This is a genomic window from Reyranella sp. (assembly GCF_965227665.1).
GTDB lineage: Bacteria > Pseudomonadota > Alphaproteobacteria > Reyranellales > Reyranellaceae > Reyranella.
Genome location: NZ_OZ245767.1, coordinates 2,515,625 through 2,534,132 on the forward strand (window position 1 = coordinate 2,515,625; position 18,508 = coordinate 2,534,132).

The 18,508-nt window shown below is 64.5% G+C and carries 11 protein-coding genes; 5 read left to right on the top strand and 6 right to left on the bottom strand.

Annotated elements, in window-relative coordinates; genetic code table 11:
• Positions 1 to 14: 14 nt before the first annotated feature.
• The 4 genes from lspA to ACO07I_RS12240 all read right to left on the bottom strand — a co-directional run bounded on the left by lspA (position 15) and on the right by ACO07I_RS12240 (position 4,992).
• The gene (gene lspA / locus ACO07I_RS12225) at positions 15 to 497 is read right to left on the bottom strand and encodes a signal peptidase II (RefSeq protein WP_422017642.1); all 483 of its coding nucleotides are present in this window, start codon (positions 495 to 497) and stop codon (positions 15 to 17) included.
• Complete coding sequence (gene ileS, locus ACO07I_RS12230) at positions 494 to 3,292, bottom strand: isoleucine--tRNA ligase (RefSeq protein ID WP_422018239.1); 2,799 nt, start codon at positions 3,290 to 3,292, stop codon at positions 494 to 496. Before ileS ends, lspA begins: the two co-directional genes overlap by 4 nt.
• Positions 3,293 to 3,503: 211 nt before the next feature.
• Complete coding sequence (locus tag ACO07I_RS12235; protein ID WP_422017644.1) at positions 3,504 to 4,310, bottom strand: class I SAM-dependent methyltransferase; 807 nt, start codon at positions 4,308 to 4,310, stop codon at positions 3,504 to 3,506.
• 70 nt (positions 4,311 to 4,380) lie between these two features.
• On the bottom strand, positions 4,381 to 4,992 hold the full coding sequence (locus ACO07I_RS12240; RefSeq protein WP_422017646.1) for a hypothetical protein: 612 nt from the start codon (positions 4,990 to 4,992) through the stop codon (positions 4,381 to 4,383).
• A gap of 104 nt (positions 4,993 to 5,096) precedes the next feature.
• Here ACO07I_RS12240 and ACO07I_RS12245 point away from each other — a divergent pair, with 104 nt between their 5' ends.
• Positions 5,097 to 5,729, top strand: coding sequence for a TetR/AcrR family transcriptional regulator (locus tag ACO07I_RS12245; RefSeq protein ID WP_422017648.1), 633 nt, complete (start codon positions 5,097 to 5,099; stop codon positions 5,727 to 5,729).
• Here ACO07I_RS12245 and ACO07I_RS12250 read toward each other — a convergent pair.
• Together ACO07I_RS12250 and ACO07I_RS12255 are read right to left on the bottom strand one after the other, a co-directional pair.
• Positions 5,713 to 6,639 carry a bifunctional riboflavin kinase/FAD synthetase gene (locus ACO07I_RS12250; protein WP_422017650.1) on the bottom strand — a complete coding sequence of 309 codons (927 nt, stop codon included), beginning with the start codon at positions 6,637 to 6,639 and terminating at the stop codon, positions 5,713 to 5,715. The two genes, ACO07I_RS12245 and ACO07I_RS12250, sit on opposite strands and share 17 nt — an antisense overlap.
• A 7-nt stretch (positions 6,640 to 6,646) precedes the next feature.
• Entirely contained in the window at positions 6,647 to 7,093 is a 447-nt protein-coding gene (locus ACO07I_RS12255; RefSeq protein WP_422017652.1) for a MaoC family dehydratase, read from the bottom strand.
• An 80-nt stretch (positions 7,094 to 7,173) separates the two neighbouring features.
• Here ACO07I_RS12255 and ACO07I_RS12260 point away from each other — a divergent pair, with 80 nt between their 5' ends.
• The 4 genes from ACO07I_RS12260 (at position 7,174) to ACO07I_RS12275 (ending at position 18,430) form a co-directional block, all read left to right on the top strand.
• Positions 7,174 to 8,187, top strand: a complete 1,014-nt coding sequence (locus tag ACO07I_RS12260; protein ID WP_422017654.1) for a phosphotransferase family protein — start codon at positions 7,174 to 7,176, stop codon at positions 8,185 to 8,187.
• A 2-nt stretch (positions 8,188 to 8,189) separates the two neighbouring features.
• Positions 8,190 to 8,549 carry a DUF6285 domain-containing protein gene (locus ACO07I_RS12265; RefSeq protein ID WP_422017656.1) on the top strand — a complete coding sequence of 120 codons (360 nt, stop codon included), beginning with the start codon at positions 8,190 to 8,192 and terminating at the stop codon, positions 8,547 to 8,549.
• Positions 8,550 to 8,862: 313 nt separating this feature from the next.
• Positions 8,863 to 12,300, top strand: a complete 3,438-nt coding sequence (locus ACO07I_RS12270; RefSeq protein WP_422017658.1) for an STY4851/ECs_5259 family protein — start codon at positions 8,863 to 8,865, stop codon at positions 12,298 to 12,300.
• Between the two features lie 7 nt (positions 12,301 to 12,307).
• Positions 12,308 to 18,430 (top strand): DEAD/DEAH box helicase, encoded by a 6,123-nt coding sequence (locus ACO07I_RS12275; protein WP_422017660.1) that lies wholly within the window; start codon positions 12,308 to 12,310, stop codon positions 18,428 to 18,430.
• Positions 18,431 to 18,508 lie beyond the last annotated feature (78 nt).

Below are 18,508 nucleotides of genomic sequence, written 5' to 3' on the forward strand. Positions count from 1 at the left end.
CGATCATGGCCGCTTCAGGGCGCCGGTTTCTTTTCGCCCTGCAGCGAGTCGATCAGCATGAGGCCGACACCGACCACGATGGCCGCATCCGCGACATTGAATGCGGGCCAATGCCAATGTCCTATGTGGAAATCGGCGAAATCGAACACCGCCCCCCAACGGGCGCGGTCGATAACATTGCCGATGGCTCCCCCCATGACAAGGCCGATGCCCCATCCGGTGAGGGGGCGGTCGGTTCGCCGCAGCCAAAGGAAGAGCCCGATGCAAACGGCGATCGCCACCCCCGAGAGCACCCAGGGCGGCAAAGCCTGATCGCCCCCCAGCAGGCCGAAGCTCACGCCGCGGTTCCAGACGACGACCAGCCGGAAGAATCCGTCGATCACCGTCACGATGTAGCCAGCCTTCAGCAGGAACCCGAGCAGGAGCTGCTTGGAGACCTGGTCGGCCACCAGGGTGACGACGAGCAGGGCCATCGCCTGGCGGTCGATCCGTCTCATGCAGCCACCGCCTCTTCGCAGCGCAGGCAGAGCAGCGGATGGGCCGGCGACTTGCCGACCTCCTCCAGCACCTGCCAGCAGCGCGCGCACTTGGTGCCCTCGGCGAGCGCCGGCACCACGGCGACACCGGGCACGTCAGGCAGGGTGAAAGCGCCGGCCGGCGCCTCGCCTGACACCAGCGTGCCGCCGGAGGTGATGCAATAGTCGCGCAGGTCGAGACCCTCGAACGCCTTCAGATAGTCCGGCGTGGCATAGACGACGGGGGCGGCCTGCAGGCTCGACCCGATGCGCTTCTCGGCGCGCTCCAGTTCGAGGGCGCCGGTCACGACACGGCGCAACGCCCGCACGGCCTTCCACTTCTCGCCCAGCGCGGCATCGAGCCAGGCCGAGGGGATGATGGGATAGAGGCGCAGGTGAACGCTCTCGGCCTTGCCGTCCGGCATGTCGCCCGGCCGCGCCAGCCAGGCCTCCTCGGCCGTGAAGCAGGTGATGGGCGCCAGCCAGGCCGTGAGGAACGAGAAGAGTTCGGCCATGACGGTACGGGCCGCACGCCGGCGCGGCGTGTCGGCGGCATCGCAGTAGATCGAGTCCTTGCGGATATCGAAATAGAAGGCCGAGAGATCGACGGCGCAGAAATTGTGCAGCTCGGTCGCGATCGTATGGAAGTCGTAATCGTCGACCGCGCGGCGCATCACCCCGTCCAGCTCGGCCAGGCGATGCAGCACCCAGCGCTCGAGCTCGGGCATCTCGTCGAAGCTCACCGTCTCGTCCGACGAGTAGCCTTCGAGGCTGCCCAGCAGATAGCGCAGCGTGTTGCGCAGGCGGCGATAGGCTTCCGCCTGGTGCTTCAGGATCTCCGGCCCGATGCGCTGGTCCTCGGTGTAGTCGGTCCCGACCACCCAGAGACGCAGGATGTCCGCGCCATACTGGTCGCAGACCGTCTGGGGCGCCGTGATGTTGCCCAGCGACTTCGACATCTTGCGGCCCTGCTCGTCGAGCGTGAAGCCGTGCGTCAGCACGCCGTCATAGGGCGCGCGGCCGCGCGTGCCGCAACTTTCGAGCAGCGAGGAATGGAACCAGCCGCGATGCTGGTCGGAGCCTTCGAGATAGAGGTCGGCCGGCCACTTCAGCCGCTCGTTGCCTTCCAGCGTGAAGGCGTGCGTGCAGCCGGAGTCGAACCAGACGTCGAGGATGTCGGTCACCTGCTCGAAATCGGCGGGGTCGTAGTTGTTGCCCAGGAAGCGCTCCGGCGGGCTCTCGAACCAGGCATCCGCGCCCTCGGCGCGGAAGGCCTCGACGATGCGCGCCATGACCTGTGCGTCGCGCAGCGGCTCGCCGGTCTTCTTGTCGACGAACACCGCGATCGGCACGCCCCAGGCACGCTGGCGCGAGACGTTCCAGTCGGGGCGCGTCTCGATCATCGAGCGCAGGCGGTTGTAGCCGGCGCGCGGCACGAAGCGCGTCGCGTCGATCGCCGCCAGCGCCTTTTCGCGCAGGGTGCCGCCGATCTCGGGGATCGGCCGGTCCATGGAGATGAACCATTGCGGCGCGTTGCGGAAGATGACCGGCGCCTTGGACCGCCAGGAATGCGGATAGGAATGGGTGATACGTCCGGAGGCCAGCAACTTGCCGGCCTCGTCGAGCAGGGCGATGGCGGTGCGGTTGGCGTCGCCCTTCTTGCCCTCCTGCGTGTAGACGCGCTTGCCGGTGAACAGCGGGACGTGCGGATAGTAGGTGCCATCCTCGGCCACCGTGTCCGGCACCTCGACGCCGTTGGCGACGCCGAGTTCATAGTCGTCCGCGCCATGGCCCGGCGCGATGTGCACGAAGCCGGTACCGGCATCGGCGGTCACGAAGCCGCCGGGCAGCAGGCGCACGTCGAACTCGTAGCCCTGCCCGCGGAACGGATGGGCGGCGATCAGCCCCTCGAGATCCTCGGCCGCGACCTCGGCCGCGATCTTCGGCGTGAACTTCGCTTCCTCGGCAACGGCATCGACCAGGTCGCGCGCCAGCACCAGTTTCTCGCCGACTCGGGCCTTGCTGCCCTCGCCGACGGCAGCGACCTCGACCAGCGCGTAGGCGATGTCCTCGCCGTAGGCCAGCGCGCGGTTGCCCGGCATGGTCCAGGGCGTGGTCGTCCAGATCACGATCGAGGCGCCGTCGAGCTTGCCGCCCTTCGAGTGCACGACCGGGAAGCGCACGTGGATCGTGTCCGACGTATGGTCGTGATACTCGATCTCCGCCTCGGCCAGCGCGGTCTTCTCGACCACCGACCAGAGCACCGCCTTCGAGCCCTTGTAGAGGCCGCCGTTCAGCAGGAACTTGCCAAGCTCCTGGACGATCACCGCCTCGGACTCGTACTTCATCGTCGAGTAGTAGTTGTCCCAGTCGCCGTCGACGCCGAGACGCTTGAACTCCTCGCGCTGCACGGTGATCCAGTGATCGGCGAAAGCGCGGCACTCGCGCCGGAACTCGACGATCGGGACCTGGTCCTTGTCCTGCTTCTTGGCGCGATACTGCTCCTCGATCTTCCACTCGATCGGGAGCCCGTGGCAGTCCCAGCCCGGCACGTAGTGGCTGTCCTTGCCCATCATCTGCTGGGTGCGGCTGACGAGGTCCTTCAGGATCTTGTTCAGCGCGTGGCCGATATGCAGGTTGCCGTTGGCGTAGGGAGGGCCGTCGTGAAGCACGAACTTGGGCCGCCCCCGGCTCTCCTTGCGGATACGCTCCCACAGCTTCATGTCGGCCCAGCGCTTCAGGAGCTCGGGCTCCTTCTTCGGCAGGCCGCCACGCATGGGGAAGTCGGTCTTGGGCAGGAAAACGCTGGATTTATAATCAGTTGTCACAAGAAACTCGGCGCAGGAGGGAGCAAATTCCAGCCACCCGTCGGGTGGCCGCTGGCAGGCAAGACGACCCGGCCGCGGTCAGCGGACCGGGCGGGTAATTCGCTCCTGGAAAGCCCTGGTGAACATAGGGCGCGCAATCTAGGGATGGGGGTCCGGGGGGTCAAGGAGCGCCCGAGGATGCTGCGGGCCGCCGGGCCCGTACGATCAGCGCCTGGGGGACCACCCGCGTATCGGCGACCACCGGCTGGGCCGCCGCCAGCTCCGGGCTGGCGCAAGGCTCGACCATGCGTTCCAGAACGAAACCGGCGCCCACCACGAAATCGACCCATTGCGACAGCGTGCGGTGAAAGCGCGGCACCTCGAACAGCGGGCTCACCGCTTTTTCCGAAGCCGGCGCGCTTCCGAAGCCCCAGCGCTCCACTTCGCCATCGCGGCCGTTGAAGTAATCGGCGACCTCGACGGCGCGCGGGTTCCCCAGGGCATCGCGCAGCACCTTGCGATGGGGTGGCGAGAAGCAGGGATGCACGATGGTGAATTGCAGGAATCCGCCGGGCCGGACGACGCGCCACGCCTCCCCCAGGACGGCCGCCGTGTCGGGCATGTCCATGAGCGACATGAAGGCCGCGGCGAAATCGAAGGTCGCCTCGGCAAAGGGCAGCGCCATGCCATCAGCCACGGCATAAGAGATGCCGAGCGGCGCAGCGGATTCGGCCGCCTGCGCATGGCGGATGAACGTCGGCGCGATGTCGATGCCATCCATGCGCGCGCCGCGCCGCGCGAGATGCCGCGTGTTGGCGCCCTCGCCGCAGCCGATGTCGAGACCACGCCGTCCCTCGATGGCCGGCAATGCGTCGAGGAAGGCTGGAGAGTTGAGCGCGTCGCGGTAGATGTCGTAGCCGGCGCGCACATGGCGCGTCCAAGTCTCGGCGTTGCGCTCCCAGAATGCTCCCGCTTCCGACGCCTTCATCCGCCTTCTCCTCGTCAGAGGACGGCATCAATAGCTCAGGAGCGACCGCCCGTCTGCGTTCCGCATGCTGTCAGGCCGGACGCGGCAGCATCCTCGTTCGCCGCCGCGCGGCAATCCTCAATGCCAGCAGGACCAGCATCAGGACGACCGGCAGCGCGTAGAGCGGGCTCTGACCGATGCGCTTGCCGTTGGTCACGATGAACGACACCCAGAGATAGTAGCCACCCCACCAGTGGAGCGTCCGCCAGACTGCCGGTCCGATCCAGGCGGCCGTTCGGTCGAACGAGGTCAGTGCCATGGCCACGATGACAACATAGGCCAGGCCGCCGCTCACCAGCGTTCCCGTCGTCACATGCTGGAGGAAGCCCTGCGGATCCATACGGGCGAAGGCGAGGATCGCGGCCGCATGGATCGCATGCGAAACGGCGAAGGCCAGTCCGAGCTGGCGGCGGTTGCGGCGCTGCCATCGCGTCAGCGCACACGGCCACAGCGTCAGCACCGCCTGCGCGCCGAACGCCAGAGCGAACAGGACGAGCGACGTGCGCGCGGTCGCGCGGATCACCGTGCGCACGCCCGCGACCTCGTATGAGTGGGCCGCGAGGCAGACCGCAGCCATCACCAGCAGGAGCAGGGACAACAGACCCAGCAGAGGCCAGCCTTCCAGCGATCGCGTCCTCGTCATGGCATCCTCCATATGTAAGCGACGCTTACTTTACGATGCGAATAGCCGTCAATGAAGTGTATGCAGTGCTTACATTCACATGCGCGTGATGCTAGCCTGGGCGGATGGCCAGACGCCCGGTTGCCAAAGCGAAGAAGAAGCCCAGCCGCACCTATCACCACGGCAAGCTGCGCGAGGCGTTGATCGAAGCGACGCTGCGGCTGGTCGAAGAGGGCGGGCCGGAGGCCGTCACCGTGCGCGAAGCGGCACGACGCTCCGGCGTTTCATCAGGCGCGCCGTTCCGCCATTTCCCCAACCGGACCGTCCTCATGACAGCGGTGGCCGAGGAAGCGACTCGCCGCCTGCATGCCGCAGTCGTGGCAGCGGTCGAGCTGGTCGCCAACCAGCCGCCACTCGTGCAGCTCAGGGCGATCGGTCGCGCCTATCTCCAGTGGGCCTCCGACAATCCGACCCATTTCGCCGTCGTCTCCAATCGCGGGCTGATCGACTATGAGAGCTCGTCCTCGATGAAGCGCGACAACGAGGACATCCAGGCGCTGATGGGCCGCCTGCTCGATGCAACGGGAGCACCTGCAGGCGCAACGCTCGCCGCGCGCGCGCTCGTCTACGGACTGGCCCGCATGCGCATCGACGGACACCTGCCGCAATGGGGGGTATCGTCGTCGGGTGAAGCGCTCGCGGCGATGGACGCCGCGCTCGATCTCTTTCTCGAAGGTCTGCTCAGGCCGCGAGGATAGCGCGGGCGCGCTCGCCGTCGGCCGCGATCTGGGCCTTGAGCTGGTCGAGGCCGGTGAATTTCATCTCCGGCCGGATGAAGTCGATCAGCGCGACCCGCAGCACCTTGCCGTAGAGGTCGCCCGCGAAGTCGAACAGATGGACCTCGAAATTCTCCTGCAGCTTGCCGAAGGTCGGTCGCTTGCCGAGGTTGGCGACACCGTCGCGCCATTCGCCGTCGACCAGGGCGCGGACGGCATAGACGCCAAAGCGCGGACGCAGATGCTCGCCCAGCGCCACGTTGGCCGTCGGAAATCCAATGGTGCGGCCGCGCTGGTCGCCCAGTTCGACCCTGCCCTCGATCTCCCATTGATGCCCCAGCAGACCGGCCGCCTCGCGCGCCCAGCCGTGGCGCAGCGCCTCGCGGATGCGGGTCGAGGAATAGATCTCGCCTTCGTGCGTCACCGGATCGAGCACCGAGACGTCGAAGCCGCGCGCCTTGCCTTCGGCCCGCAACATCTCGACGTTGCCGCTGCGCCGGGCGCCGAAGGTGAAGTCGTAACCGCAGACGACATGTCGGGCGCGCAACCCCTCCACGAGGACGTCCCCGATGAACGAGGCCGCCGGCAGGGCCGCGAACGCTGCATCGAAATGCTGGGCCAGCACCGCCTTCACCCCATGCTCGGCGAGCAGCCGCGTCTTGGCCGGTGCGAGCGTCAGCCGGAACGGTCCCGTGTCGGGCACGAAGAAGCCGCGTGGATGCGGCTCGAAGGTGAAGGCGAGCAGCGGCGCGCCGAGTTCAGCGGCCTTCGCCCGCGCATGCGCGAGCAGGGCCTGGTGACCGCAATGCACGCCGTCGAAATTGCCGAGCGCCACCACGCCGCCCGTCCACTCGGTCGGTACCGAATGCCAGTCGTCGAACACCGGAACCATGGATCGCTCAGGCCGCGTCGCGCCGCGGCACCAGCACGACGGCCTCGCCGTCGATCACCACCTTGTCGCCGTTCAGGCACTGGGTCTTCAGCGTGACGCGGCGGCGCTTGTCGTCGATGGCGGTGATGGTGGCCACGGCCGTGATGGTCTCGCCGACCAGGACCGGCGCCATGAAGTTCATCGTCTGTGAAATGTAGACCGCGCCCGGTCCCGGCAGCTTGGTGCCGATCACGGTCGAGATGAAGGAGCCGCTCAGCATGCCGTGCGCGATGCGCTGGCCGAACCGCGTGGTGCGCGCGAAGCCATCGTGCAGATGGATCGGGTTGGTATCGCCGGACACCCCGGCGAAGGCCACGATGTCGGCGTCGGTGACGGTCTTGCCGAACATCGCCGACATGCCGGGCTTGAGGTCTTCCAGGAACAGGCCGTTCATCGCGGCGAAGGCACTCGACACTTTGCTGATCTCCCCAGTTGGCGCGGTCCTCTTACCATGCGGCGGAGGCTGTGCCACAGTGCCGGTAAATGAACGTTCACATGCCATCCGAAGCAGAAACTGTCGCCCGCATCCTCGCCGAAGCGGCCCGTCGCCATTTCGGCGCCCCCGCCACCATCGAAGCCCTGTCCCGTCAGTCCGGCGGCGCCTCCCGCCAGACCTGGAGCTTCGACGCCGTCGTGAGCGGCGAGCGCCACGCGTTGATCCTGCGCCGCGACCCGCCGGCCCAGGGCAAGACCGAGCGGGAACGCGCCGTCACCATTGACCGCGCGACCGAATTCCGCGTGCTGCGCGCCGCCCATGAGGCCGGCGTGCGTTCGCCCGAGCCGCTGTTCGAACTCACGCCACAGGACGGGCTGGGCGAGGCCTACGTGATGCGCCGGGTCGGCGGCATCGCGATTGCCCGCAAGCTGCTGCGCGATGCGCCCTACGCGGCCGCGCGCGGGAAGATCGCGGGCCAGCTCGGCGAGATCCTCGCCCGCATTCACGCGACCGATCCGGCCGCCCTGCCGCCCCTCCCCCGCCGCGAGGCCGCCGACCATATCGCCGAGCTCCGCCGCTCGCTCGATGCGTTGGGACAACCGCAACCGGTGTTCGAACTGGCCCTCACCTGGCTCGACCGCCGCAAGCCCGCGCCGCTCGAGCGGCCGGTGCTGGTGCATGGCGACTACCGCACCGGCAACTACCTGGTCGACGAGACCGGCGTGACCACGATCCTCGACTGGGAGCTCGCCCATCTCGGCGACCCGGTGGAGGATCTCGGCTGGCTCTGCGTGAAGAGCTGGCGCTTCGGGGCGATCGACAGGCCGGCCGGCGGCTTCGGCAGCCGCGAGGAATTGTGGGCCGCCTACGAGCGCGCCGGGGGCGGCCAGGTCGATCCGGTGCGCGCGCACTGGTGGGAAGTCTTCGGCACCGTCCACTGGGGCATCATCTGCCTCAATCAGGCCTGGAAGCATCTCTCGGGGTCCATAAAGTCGATGGAGCATGCCTCGATCGGCCGCCGCGCCGTCGAGACCGAAGTCGACCTGTTGCAACTGCTGAAGCAGGGAGTCTGATCGTGGCCCAGGACCGCCCCACCGCCGCCGAACTTCTGGCGGCCATCGCCGACTTCCTGCGCGAGGAAGCGACGCCTGCCCTCGACCGCACCGAGCCGCGGCTGGGTTTCCAGATGCGGGTCGCCGTGAACTCGCTCGCCATCCTGGAACGCGAGGTACACCTCGGACCGGTCGCCGATGCGCGCGAGCATGAGCGTCTCGTCGCGCTGCTCGGCCGCGAGGCCACGCTCGAGGAGCTGAACCGCGAACTGGCCCGCCAGCTGCGCACCGGCGAGCGCGACGAGAGAGACGCGGCATTGATGGCCCATCTCGACGCCACCATCGCCGACAAGATCGCCATCGCCAATCCGAAGTGGCGTTGATGTCAGGTCATGATGGGCGGAGCAAACTCCCCCATTCAAACTTCACGGCAGGACCTCCTAGATAATCGCTGTGGCCGTCGGCGTCATTCAGCCATACGGCGGAATCCAAGAGAACTCGGAATTTGATGCCCTTGCGACGCAAGGGTCGCTTACTCCTATGGCCGCCGCAGGGAAAGTTGTTCAGTCCCAAGTGGTTGTATATGCGCCATGTCGACCGTTACCTCTGTTAGAAAATTGAGGTTTGCCTGCAAACGATTTTCGTCCATGGTTCCCATGGGGGCAATGGATGGAGAACAGGCGAGACAAGGAAATTATGGATCTGTCTCTTCTGAACGAAGGGCAGCTCGATGAGATGTTCCAGCAGAGGAGCAGCGACGTCGAGTTTCTCGGCGCGATCAATGAAGAGCTCAAGCGAAGAAATAGCGACGCTGCGAATGATCTGCATGTAAGAGTATTGATAGCTCGCCGCACCCTCATGAAGGCGGCGTCACCGACTGGACTCAAACGCGCAGCCCCGCCATTGGAATCGGCTGTTGATTGGCTACATGCCTTTCTCGCCGCTCGGAAGCTCACACGCCCAGATGAACGGCCTCTTCACCGCTACAGAATGGCGGATAGCGAATATGATCAGGCGAAGCGGATACTGGGGCGCTTGGCCAGCACCGGTCGTCTGCTTGAGCCAGACCGCCGCTCTGGTGCGTTGTTCGTCGCGTACTGCGCTGAGTGGTTCCGTCGTGAGTCAGACTCAACGCTTCTTCGCTGGGACGACTTGGCACCTGATCACTTTCCTTCCGTACCTTATGGCAGCAAGCAGGCGGCGACGAGCGCCGGTCTGGAGTACTGGCGGCGGCCTCTGCGAAAGAGCGGCAATGTCCGCGAGTTTCTTCTCACTGTCGCGCTGGAGGGCGGCTTTCCGGTCCGGGTCCTGGCAGAAGGCGCGCGCGGCTGGCTGAAGGAGTATCTGCGCGCGATCATGCGCCGGGCCGTCGCTTGGCGGGTCGACGCCGCCGAAGAAATTCTTGCGATCGCCGAAGAAGAGCGCGGTCGAATGCGCAAGAGTTATCAGCACGACGATTTCGTCGCGTTATGCTCGGAGCTTGCAACGAGCCTCCTCGCGCTGCGGCGCAAGGCGGAAGCCGAAAGTACAGCAGGCGTCCGCAACTCCGCTCTTCTGGACGCCAAGCATCCGGGCTGGCGGGATGAACTGCCGATCTATGTTCCGGCAGCGGATGAAGCCCTTGTTGCCGAGCTGCTAACCGGATTGCTCGATGAGAAGATGACCGGCCTCACCACCGAAGGTGTCGAGATCCGGCGCTATCTGGTCAAACGCGACGGCGAATGGCGGTCTGCAATTCAGCTGCTGGCAAACGGCGAAGTACCGCTGGCAAAGTTGCCCGGGCTGCCTGCCACGAGCCGCGCTCGTGCAACAGCAACAGGTGAGCTCGCCAATCATCTTGCCGGCGAGGTCGCACTATTCGAACCACCCTTTGGCGAGCAGCGGCGCTGGCGGGTGCGCCCCTATACGCGCACTGCCAAGCTCATGACCAACTTCCCGTTCACGGCGCCTGTCACGACGACGCTAAGCTCGCCTGACTGTGCTCCTTGTTCCTGGGTATGGCCGCGAGGTGATGCGCTGCGGTCAGACGTCTTGGTGTTCGCGCTCGATGAAGGTTCAACGCCGAACGAACCGCTGCTTCGCTTCTTGCGCGCAGGGTCGGTAAACGCTCCTGCCAAGACCCTCTACGTTCTCGTCCCGCACGATTGGACGATTGATCCTGCTGCCGATGGGGCCGTGGTTGAAGTCGAACACATTCCATCGCTGGGCCGCAACCTCGCTCACGTGATCGCGACCACGTATTTCCGCAGCGGTGAGGATGAAGCGGTGCGATTCAGGGTCGAGCCGGCTTCCGACGAACGCGAGCACGAACTGCAGCTAAGCTCACTCGTTCCGGCCGGCTTCCTGCTGGCGAATGATGACTGGGAGCTAGTGGCATCGCCAGTACGACCTTTGATCAACGAGGGCAAGAAACAGCGGCCGCCGCGAGCTGGCGAGTTGTTTGTACGGCGGCCAGGAGGCAAGTGGAATGCGCTCTCCGGGCCACTTGTCGGCGCCGGATTGATGGAATTGTCCTGGCGCGATCCGCTCTCATACATACAGATCGAGAAGCGGCAGTTGGCGCTTGTGCCGAGTGAGGCTGGCATCGTCGGCACCATGAAGAGTGCGCTGAGTGGCATCATCAGCCTTCAGGGACTGCCCGGATGGACCGCCGCCGTCCGTGAGACCGCCTGCGCGGTGGATGCGACCGACGCCGAAAATCTTGCGATCCGGTTTACCGAACGCCCCATCTATCGCCTGCCAATGACCCTGCGGCCGCCCGTCGGGCATCCCTTTGATGTGATTGTTCGGTTGGTCGGCCGCGACGCCGTGATCGCGCTGGCGGACGGTACGATCCTCACGCCTGGCCGCCAGATCGATATTGGCATGCTGCGCGGCGCAGTCGCCGTGTCCCCCCGCGAGTCGGTCCTTCAACTCGGCGCCAGGGGTTCCAGATCAGGCAGCATCAAAACCATCGTCGATGGCGAACTCCCGCTCGGCATTCTGCGCGGAGCGATCGAAGAGACGCTCGCGACGATGCCGAACCAGGATGACCAGGTGGAGATCGATTTCGTTGGGGACACGCGGCCACCGATCCGCATAAGCCGCTACCGCCACGGGCCGCTTGCCCACCACCACGGCATGGTGCATTGGCTTCCGGCTTCGACCCGCACCGACGCCATGCCAGTGGCGCGAATGGTCCTGGATCCGCGACATGAGCACGCATTGGAGCCGCAGGAAGGAGGAGTCTGGCAGCTCCCCGAGCGATGCAAAGGACTCTGCCTCGTCTACCTGAGAGACGGCGTCGATGTTGTTTCACGGCCCGTCCCGGTTCTGCAGCCCGGCGCTCCCGATGCCTACCGCGGGGTTCTGGTTTCGGCCTTGACGATGGCGGACTACGAGCAGCGTCAGCGCGCCATCGTGGACGCCCTAAACTGCATCGGACGCGGCCAGTGCGGACCGGATGAGATTGAGTGGCTACGGGCCGCTGCCACCAATCTCAACGGCCTTCCGGCAAGCGCCTTCGATGCCCTGAAGCTGCTGCCCTCAAGCGCCGAAGCCCTCATCCATCTGCTGCTCACCGCTCGCGATAAAGACGAGCGCAGGATCATATGGGCTTTGCAGAGTGAACTGCCGTTCCTATGGCTGGCCTTGCCCCTCCGCTTTTGGCAGGCGGTGGCAAACCATCAATACGCAGCATTGATGGCCGCGCTGGAAGGCGCTCTTGGCAAGGAGAAAGCCATGAGCGAGGCGATGGGGTGGTTGCGTAAAGCGTGTGACGAACTCACTGAACTAGAGCCTGCACTTGGAGCAATTCTTCAGATGGCCGGACTGCCGATGGCGCAGACGGGCGACATTCCGTCATTTGTCGAATTGACGAATGCCTACATCCGAGAACAAGACAGGCGGGGCGGTGATGCGCGCAACGATCTCGGGGCGCACCTCGCATCAACGGGTGTAAGGCTTCCCCCCGAAGTCGAAACGAGATCGCACACAGATTTTGCGGGCCTTTTTGCTCCCGTTCTGCTCGCCGCAAGCGCCCGCGAGAAGCTTGTGCTCAAACCCGGGCTGGCGCGGGTTGCACGCCGGACACTCCGCGAGGATCCGGCATACATATCGGGCGCTTGGCCTCATCTCCTAATATTCTACGGTTGAGCGTGACATGACACCGTTTGAGGTACTGAACGAAGTAAAGCGGCGGAGCGCCGAGGCAGTGATTGCGCAGTCGGGACTTGCGCATGAAGGACTCCGGAAGCATTTGCGAACTTTGCTTGGCGGCGACGATCCGACGATAGGCGCCATGCTGCAGCAGCCAGTACTCGAGGGTGCACATCCTTTCGTGACCGCCGATGCGACAATGGACGCCTTGGCCGATTCACTGTTGCACCCCGGTTTCGTGGCGGCTCTGGACGAGCTGCCTGCCGGCCATGACTATCGCTTTCCTCGCGGACGCAAACCGTTCCTGCACCAAGCTGAAGCCTGGCGCCTGCTTGGGGAGCCCAGTCCACAGTCAGTGCTGGTCACTTCCGGCACGGGATCGGGAAAGACCGAGTGCTTCCTCTTTCCAATCTTGAGCGATCTCATCAAGCAAGCGCAAGGTCAACGCGAGCCGCTCGAAGGCGTGCAGGCGATCATGCTTTATCCTCTCAATGCCTTGATCGAGAGCCAGCGCGAGCGCCTCTCCGCGTGGACGCAGCCCTTTGGCGGAAGGGTTCGCTACTGTCTCTACAACGGAGATCTGCAACCCGCCGCCAGAGAGTCCGAACGTCGCCGCACGCCGGAAGAGGTCATTGACCGGGAACGGCTGCGGGGCAGTCCGGCGCCGCTGCTCGTCACCAACATCACCATGCTCGAATACATGCTTGCGCGGGCGGAGGACCGACCGATCATCGACGCCTCGCAGGGCAAGCTGAAATGGATTGTGCTCGATGAGGCCCATTCGCTAGTCGGTGCGGCTGCGGCGGAGATTGCGTTGCTCCTGCGCCGGGTCCTACTCGCCTTTTCCGTGAAACCCGAGGACGTCCGGTTCGTCGCCACCTCAGCGACCATCGGCTCGGGCCCGGATGTGCGTCAGCAGCTTCAGCGCTTCCTGGCCGACGTCGCCGGCATTCCGGACGATCGCGTTCACGTCATCGAGGGACGCCGCCAGATGCCGCTCCGACCCGACGGCGCTGCCGGCCGGCCCTCCGTCGACATTCGCGCCGCCACCCCCGAACAGCTCTACGAGATGCTCGGCCGGGACCCGGCCACGTGGCGGCTTGTCGAGCGATTGTTTGAAGGGAGCGTGCAGCTCGCCGACTTCGACGCACCTGCGAAAGCATACGGTGTCGATGCCGCCGATCTCATCTCAGCAATGTCCCGCGCGACGCGGAGGTCGGGCGATGTGGAGGAAGAACGCCTCGCGCCGATCCGCCTTCATGCCTTCGAGCGCGCCGTGCCCGGCATCTGGAGCTGCATTAATCCGGCGTGCCTTCAAAAGCCTGTGGACTGGCCCTTTGGCCGAATTCTCTCGGAGCGTGCCGACGAGTGCCCATCCTGTACGGCTCCAGTCCTGGAGGTCGTGAGCTGCTTTGAGTGCGGCGAAGCGTTCCTGGAGGGGGTTGAGGCAGGTCCGCGCCTGTCAGCGCCGTTGCGCAATCCTCCAAAGGACGAGTTCGCATTCGACAGCGCACGCGATGCTGTCGATGTGCCGGAGGACGCAGACGGCGACGGGGACGATGCAGCGAGGAAGGAAGACATCCCTGCATGGGATCGGCTCTTTGCAGCCAATCCAACCGCTACCGCTCGAAACTTCTGGCTCGACCGAAAAGGTGGCTGGCGCGTTGCCGACGGACCAGCTGATGGCGGACTGACGCTCCGGTATGAGGAGCATCATGGACCTCACGTCTGTCCTCACTGCAGTCCAAAAGGACGCAAAGGTCCCGAGTTGATCCGGCCGCTCCGCTTCGGCGCGCCGTTCATTCTCGGCAATGCTGCCCCGGTCCTTCTTGAGGGCGTTGAACCCGCGAAGGTTGAGGCGGGCGAGAAGCTTCCCTCCAGAGGGCGCCGGCTGCTCTCCTTCACTGACAGCCGCCAAGGCACGGCGCGCATGGCAGCCAAGCTCCAAATTGAATCGGAGCGGAATTTCGTGCGTTCCTTCGTTTATCATCAAGTGCAAGCTTCAATACGTCCGGCAGCGGGGGCGGACCAGGATGCCGAGAAGCTCAAGACCGACATCCAAGAGTTCGAAGCGGCCTTTAGGAAAACTAAGCTTCCGGCTCTCGAAAGCATGGCGGCCGCGAAACGACAGGAGCTGACACGCCTCACGTCGGGTAGCCCCGACGGCATCGCCTGGTCTGAGCTCGTGAATCGTCTTGCGGGACGCATCGAGGTCGCCGAGTGGATCAAGGGCGTGTGGCAGGCCCGCGACGAGGAGCTATTTGCGGACGATTCCAGGATCGCTGAATTCTTGCTGCTACGGGAATTCGCCCGCCGGCCGAAGCGCGCGAACTCAGCCGAGACGTTGGGAATCGCGCGCCTACGCAACCCCGGGATCTGCAGGCTCACTGACTCTGAGATTCCCGACGCCTTCCGTCGCAGAGGTAAGACTGCTGACGACTGGCGAGCCTATCTTGACGCCGTGCTGACATGGTTCATTCGAGCGAACGGCGCCGTCGCTATCTCCTGGCAAATGCAGCATTGGGTGCTATCCAAAGCGAAATTGACATCGCTGGTCGGCCCTGACAGCCAGACCGACAATGATCCAAAACTGCGCGCGTGGCCGAACGGACATTTTCGTGCGCACCCGCGTTCGCGCCCTGTTGCGTTCCTCGTTCAGGGTCTTGGGCTCAACCTGACTGACAAGAGCGACCGGTCTGATCTTGACGAATGCCTGCACGCGGCATGGACGCAGGTGCAGTCTACCTTCTCTGTCGATCCGGAACGGCGTGCGTTTGATTTCGGTAGGACCTTCGTCGCCCCTGTCATCGATGCGTTTTATTGCCCGGTCACTCGCCGCCTTCTGGATCGGGCGCCGTTCGGCCTCACCCCCTACGGGCTCGAGGAGCAATCCGAGGCGCGCCGGCGCACCATGCCCATCGTCATGCCGCGGCATCCGGCTCCGATGCTCGGGCTTGCCGATATGACCCACGCACGGGAGGCCGCACGCGACTGGATCGATGCTGACCCCGCGATCGAAGCGCTACGGGGCTTGGGGGCATGGACCAACATCTCGGACCGAATCGCGTTGTTCGCCGATTATGCGCGCTCGGCCGAGCACTCGGCGCAGCAGGACAGCGGACGGCTGCGCCGCTACGAGCGCGAATTCAAGGCCGGCAGGATCAACATCCTGAATTGCTCGACCACGATGGAGATGGGCGTCGACATCGGCGCGGTTTCTTCCGTGATGATGACCAATGTGCCGCCATCGATCGCCAACTACCGGCAGCGCGTCGGCCGGGCCGGCCGTCGTGGACAAGCCGTGGCTTTGGCCTTTACCTTCTGTAAGGACAGGCCACTCGACAGCGACGCGTTTCGCGATCCGCGAGCTTACCTGCAGCGGACGCTCGCCGCTCCAAAGGTGACGCTTAGCAGCCGCCCAATCGTGCAACGTCACGTCAACGCTTTCCTGCTCGGCAATTTCATGCGCGAACACGCCGGTGATGCGCTAAGAATGCAGATCGGCGCCTTCCTCGGCTGTCCTTTGGACCTGAAGGAAGCTCGCCCGCCCAAGGCTGAGCGGCCTGTAGAGGGCTTCATCGAATGGCTTCAGCGCCCCACGACCGTGAGCGCCTTCAACGACGGCCTCGCAATACTGACACAGCGCTCAATTTTGGAGGGCGACCAAGACCTCGTTGCGGATGCAAGGGCCGCCATCGCTGCGCTCTCGAATGAGTTTGTTGCGGAATGGGAAGGGTTAGTCACCCTTGCGAAGGACGAAGGTCTCCAGAATGCCGGCAGGTCCAGGATGGGGGTTGAGCTGCGGCGCATGTGCGGAGAATTCTTGCTTGGCAGCCTTGCGGACCGAGGCTTCCTTCCTGGGCACGGTTTCCCGACCGATGTGGTCTCGTTCATGCCCGGAAGGGAATTCAAGTCTCAACAAGAAGGCCCACAGGAAGGCGCACGGCAATTCCGCACCGTCGGGCCGCAGCGGTCGCTCGATCTCGCGATCCGTGACTATGCGCCCGGATCCGAAGTCGTACTGGACGGCCTCGTTTACAAGTCAGCCGGTGTGACGCTGAACTGGAAACGTCCAGCGAACGAAGAGAATCTCGCAGAGATTCAGAGTCTGCGCTATCTCTGGCGCTGCACGACGTGCGGTGCCAGCGATATCAGGCGTGGCGGACGTCTCGACTGCTGCCCGGTATGCGGTACCGAGCGGCCCACCAGTGAGGAGTTTCTCCGCCCGGCCGGATTCTCGGTCGACCCGCGAGTGCGTGCGCATGCCGAGACCGACAACCTCTCCTATGTTCCACCGGAGGATCCGACTGTCTCGGTGCGTGATGCGGCATGGCAGAGCCTGCCGCTGCCCGAGCTGGGGCGGTACCGCTCTAGCCGCGAGGGCCTTGTTTACTATTCCAATCGCGGTGGGCCACGTGGCTCCGGTTACGCGATCTGCCTGCAGTGTGGCCGGGCGGAAGCGGATAGCGATAATCTTGGGCTATCGTCACCTTCTCCAGCGCTCGTCGGCCACAAGCCGCTGCGCTACCGGAAGGGGCAAGACGTTTGTCCGGGCAACGACAAGCCTTTCAGCATCAAGCGCAACGTCGCGCTTGGCCTGGAAATTACAACCGATGTCTTCGAACTTCAGCCGCAGCATGCGCTTCGGCGGGCTGGCGCCAATGCGCTGGTGATCGCGTTGCGAGAGGCGCTCGCCCAGGAATTGGGGGTGGACGCGGACGAAATGGGGTTCGCCGTCAGTCAAAGCCGTAATGCGCTCGGCGCGCAGGTCGTATCCCTGTTCTTGTTCGATCGGGCGTCCGGCGGTGCTGGATTCGCGGTTTCGTTCGAACATCTGATGCGCCCGGTCATTCACCGCGCTGAGCTGATTCTCGACTGTGAAACGCCCGGCTGCGAGAAGGCGTGCGCGGCCTGTGTGCTGACCTCCGATGCGCCTGGCGGCAAAGACGAACTCGACCGGACCGGGGCGCTGGCATTTCTTCGGGCACATCTAAAAATCCCGAATGAACTCGACCCCGACGAGCGCTTCGTCGACAAAGCGGTTCTATCGCTCACACCGCTAGATGAGATCGACCGCGACCTCCGCCGGTCAGCGCAGGCCTCTCTCACCGTCTTTCTGCCTGACCGGAGTAACCTTGCGACCCTGCCGGATTGGCCGCTCGCCGCACAACTTCTGGATTGGAGAAAGCGGGGTCATGCTACACGGCTCGCCATAGCGCCAGTCCTGGTCAACAAGCTAAGCCCTGCGGAAAAGCTCAGCCTTCGTGATTTTGCGCTACGGCACAATGTCGATCTTATCGTCTCTGAGGCGCCCACCTTTTCAAACGGGGCGCATGTCTTTGCTATCGCCCATGGAGAACAGAGCGACAGCCGGATCTGGGCGACACGCGAGGCCGAGCCTCGCTTACCCGGGTCTGCTTGGGGACGTCCTGTCGAACATCCGATGGCCAGAGGAAGCGCTCCCATTACCGTGCAGTCTACGGCGATCGACCTCGACACGCTTCTTCCTCCGCCGGGAGCCCAGCTCATCCAGATCGGTTCGGAACTTGATTGCGACATTGCGACGTTTGGAGTCCGTGCTTCTAAGCTCATCGTCGAGCTGCTGAAGAAATGCGGCAGCTGGCCAAAGGCAGGCATTTCCCGAATGGTCTACCGCGACTCTTATGTGGCCTCGCCACTCATGGCACGCCTGTTAATCGACACGATTAAGCACATTGTTACGCAGTCGGATGTCTCGGAGGCTACGCTCATCATCGAGACTCGTCCGCCGCGTCCCAATGACCTTCGGGGAGACCCTTGGCAAATCTGGCACGATTGGCGCGACGGCATGCAACAGAAGGCGGTTATCGAACTGCTTGGTAAGCAGCGTGGCCTTCGGACTTCCTTGTTTCAGAAGGATGTGCCGCACGGCCGCTACCTCAATGTCGATTTCGCCGATGGAACCGCCGCAACGGTGGTGTTGGATCAAGGGTTTGGCGCTTGGGCGACGCCTCGGCAGATCACCGTTCGCTATGACTTCGCTGCTGACGCCGCCTCTCAGGCAAGACGCCTTACAACCCTGAATGCCGTCCTTCAGCGACGCGGAATCGGGAAGACCTACCTCGTCGCTACATCTGGCAAGACGTAAGTTCACGCGGTTAGAATGGCGCGGCGAGGAATGCCTCGTTGCGCCTAGGATCGTGATTACTTCGGCACCCGCCGAACC

Coding starts and splice junctions, on each gene's coding strand:
- lspA (WP_422017642.1), bottom strand. CDS start 497: ATGAGACGGATCGACCGCCAGGCGATGGCCCTGCTCGTCGTCACCCTG.
- ileS (WP_422018239.1), bottom strand. CDS start 3,292: ATGCGTGGCGGCCTGCCGAAGAAGGAGCCCGAGCTCCTGAAGCGCTGG.
- ACO07I_RS12235 (WP_422017644.1), bottom strand. CDS start 4,310: ATGAAGGCGTCGGAAGCGGGAGCATTCTGGGAGCGCAACGCCGAGACT.
- ACO07I_RS12240 (WP_422017646.1), bottom strand. CDS start 4,992: ATGACGAGGACGCGATCGCTGGAAGGCTGGCCTCTGCTGGGTCTGTTG.
- ACO07I_RS12245 (WP_422017648.1), top strand. CDS start 5,097: ATGGCCAGACGCCCGGTTGCCAAAGCGAAGAAGAAGCCCAGCCGCACC.
- ACO07I_RS12250 (WP_422017650.1), bottom strand. CDS start 6,639: ATGGTTCCGGTGTTCGACGACTGGCATTCGGTACCGACCGAGTGGACG.
- ACO07I_RS12260 (WP_422017654.1), top strand. CDS start 7,174: ATGCCATCCGAAGCAGAAACTGTCGCCCGCATCCTCGCCGAAGCGGCC.
- ACO07I_RS12270 (WP_422017658.1), top strand. CDS start 8,863: ATGGATCTGTCTCTTCTGAACGAAGGGCAGCTCGATGAGATGTTCCAG.
- ACO07I_RS12275 (WP_422017660.1), top strand. CDS start 12,308: ATGACACCGTTTGAGGTACTGAACGAAGTAAAGCGGCGGAGCGCCGAG.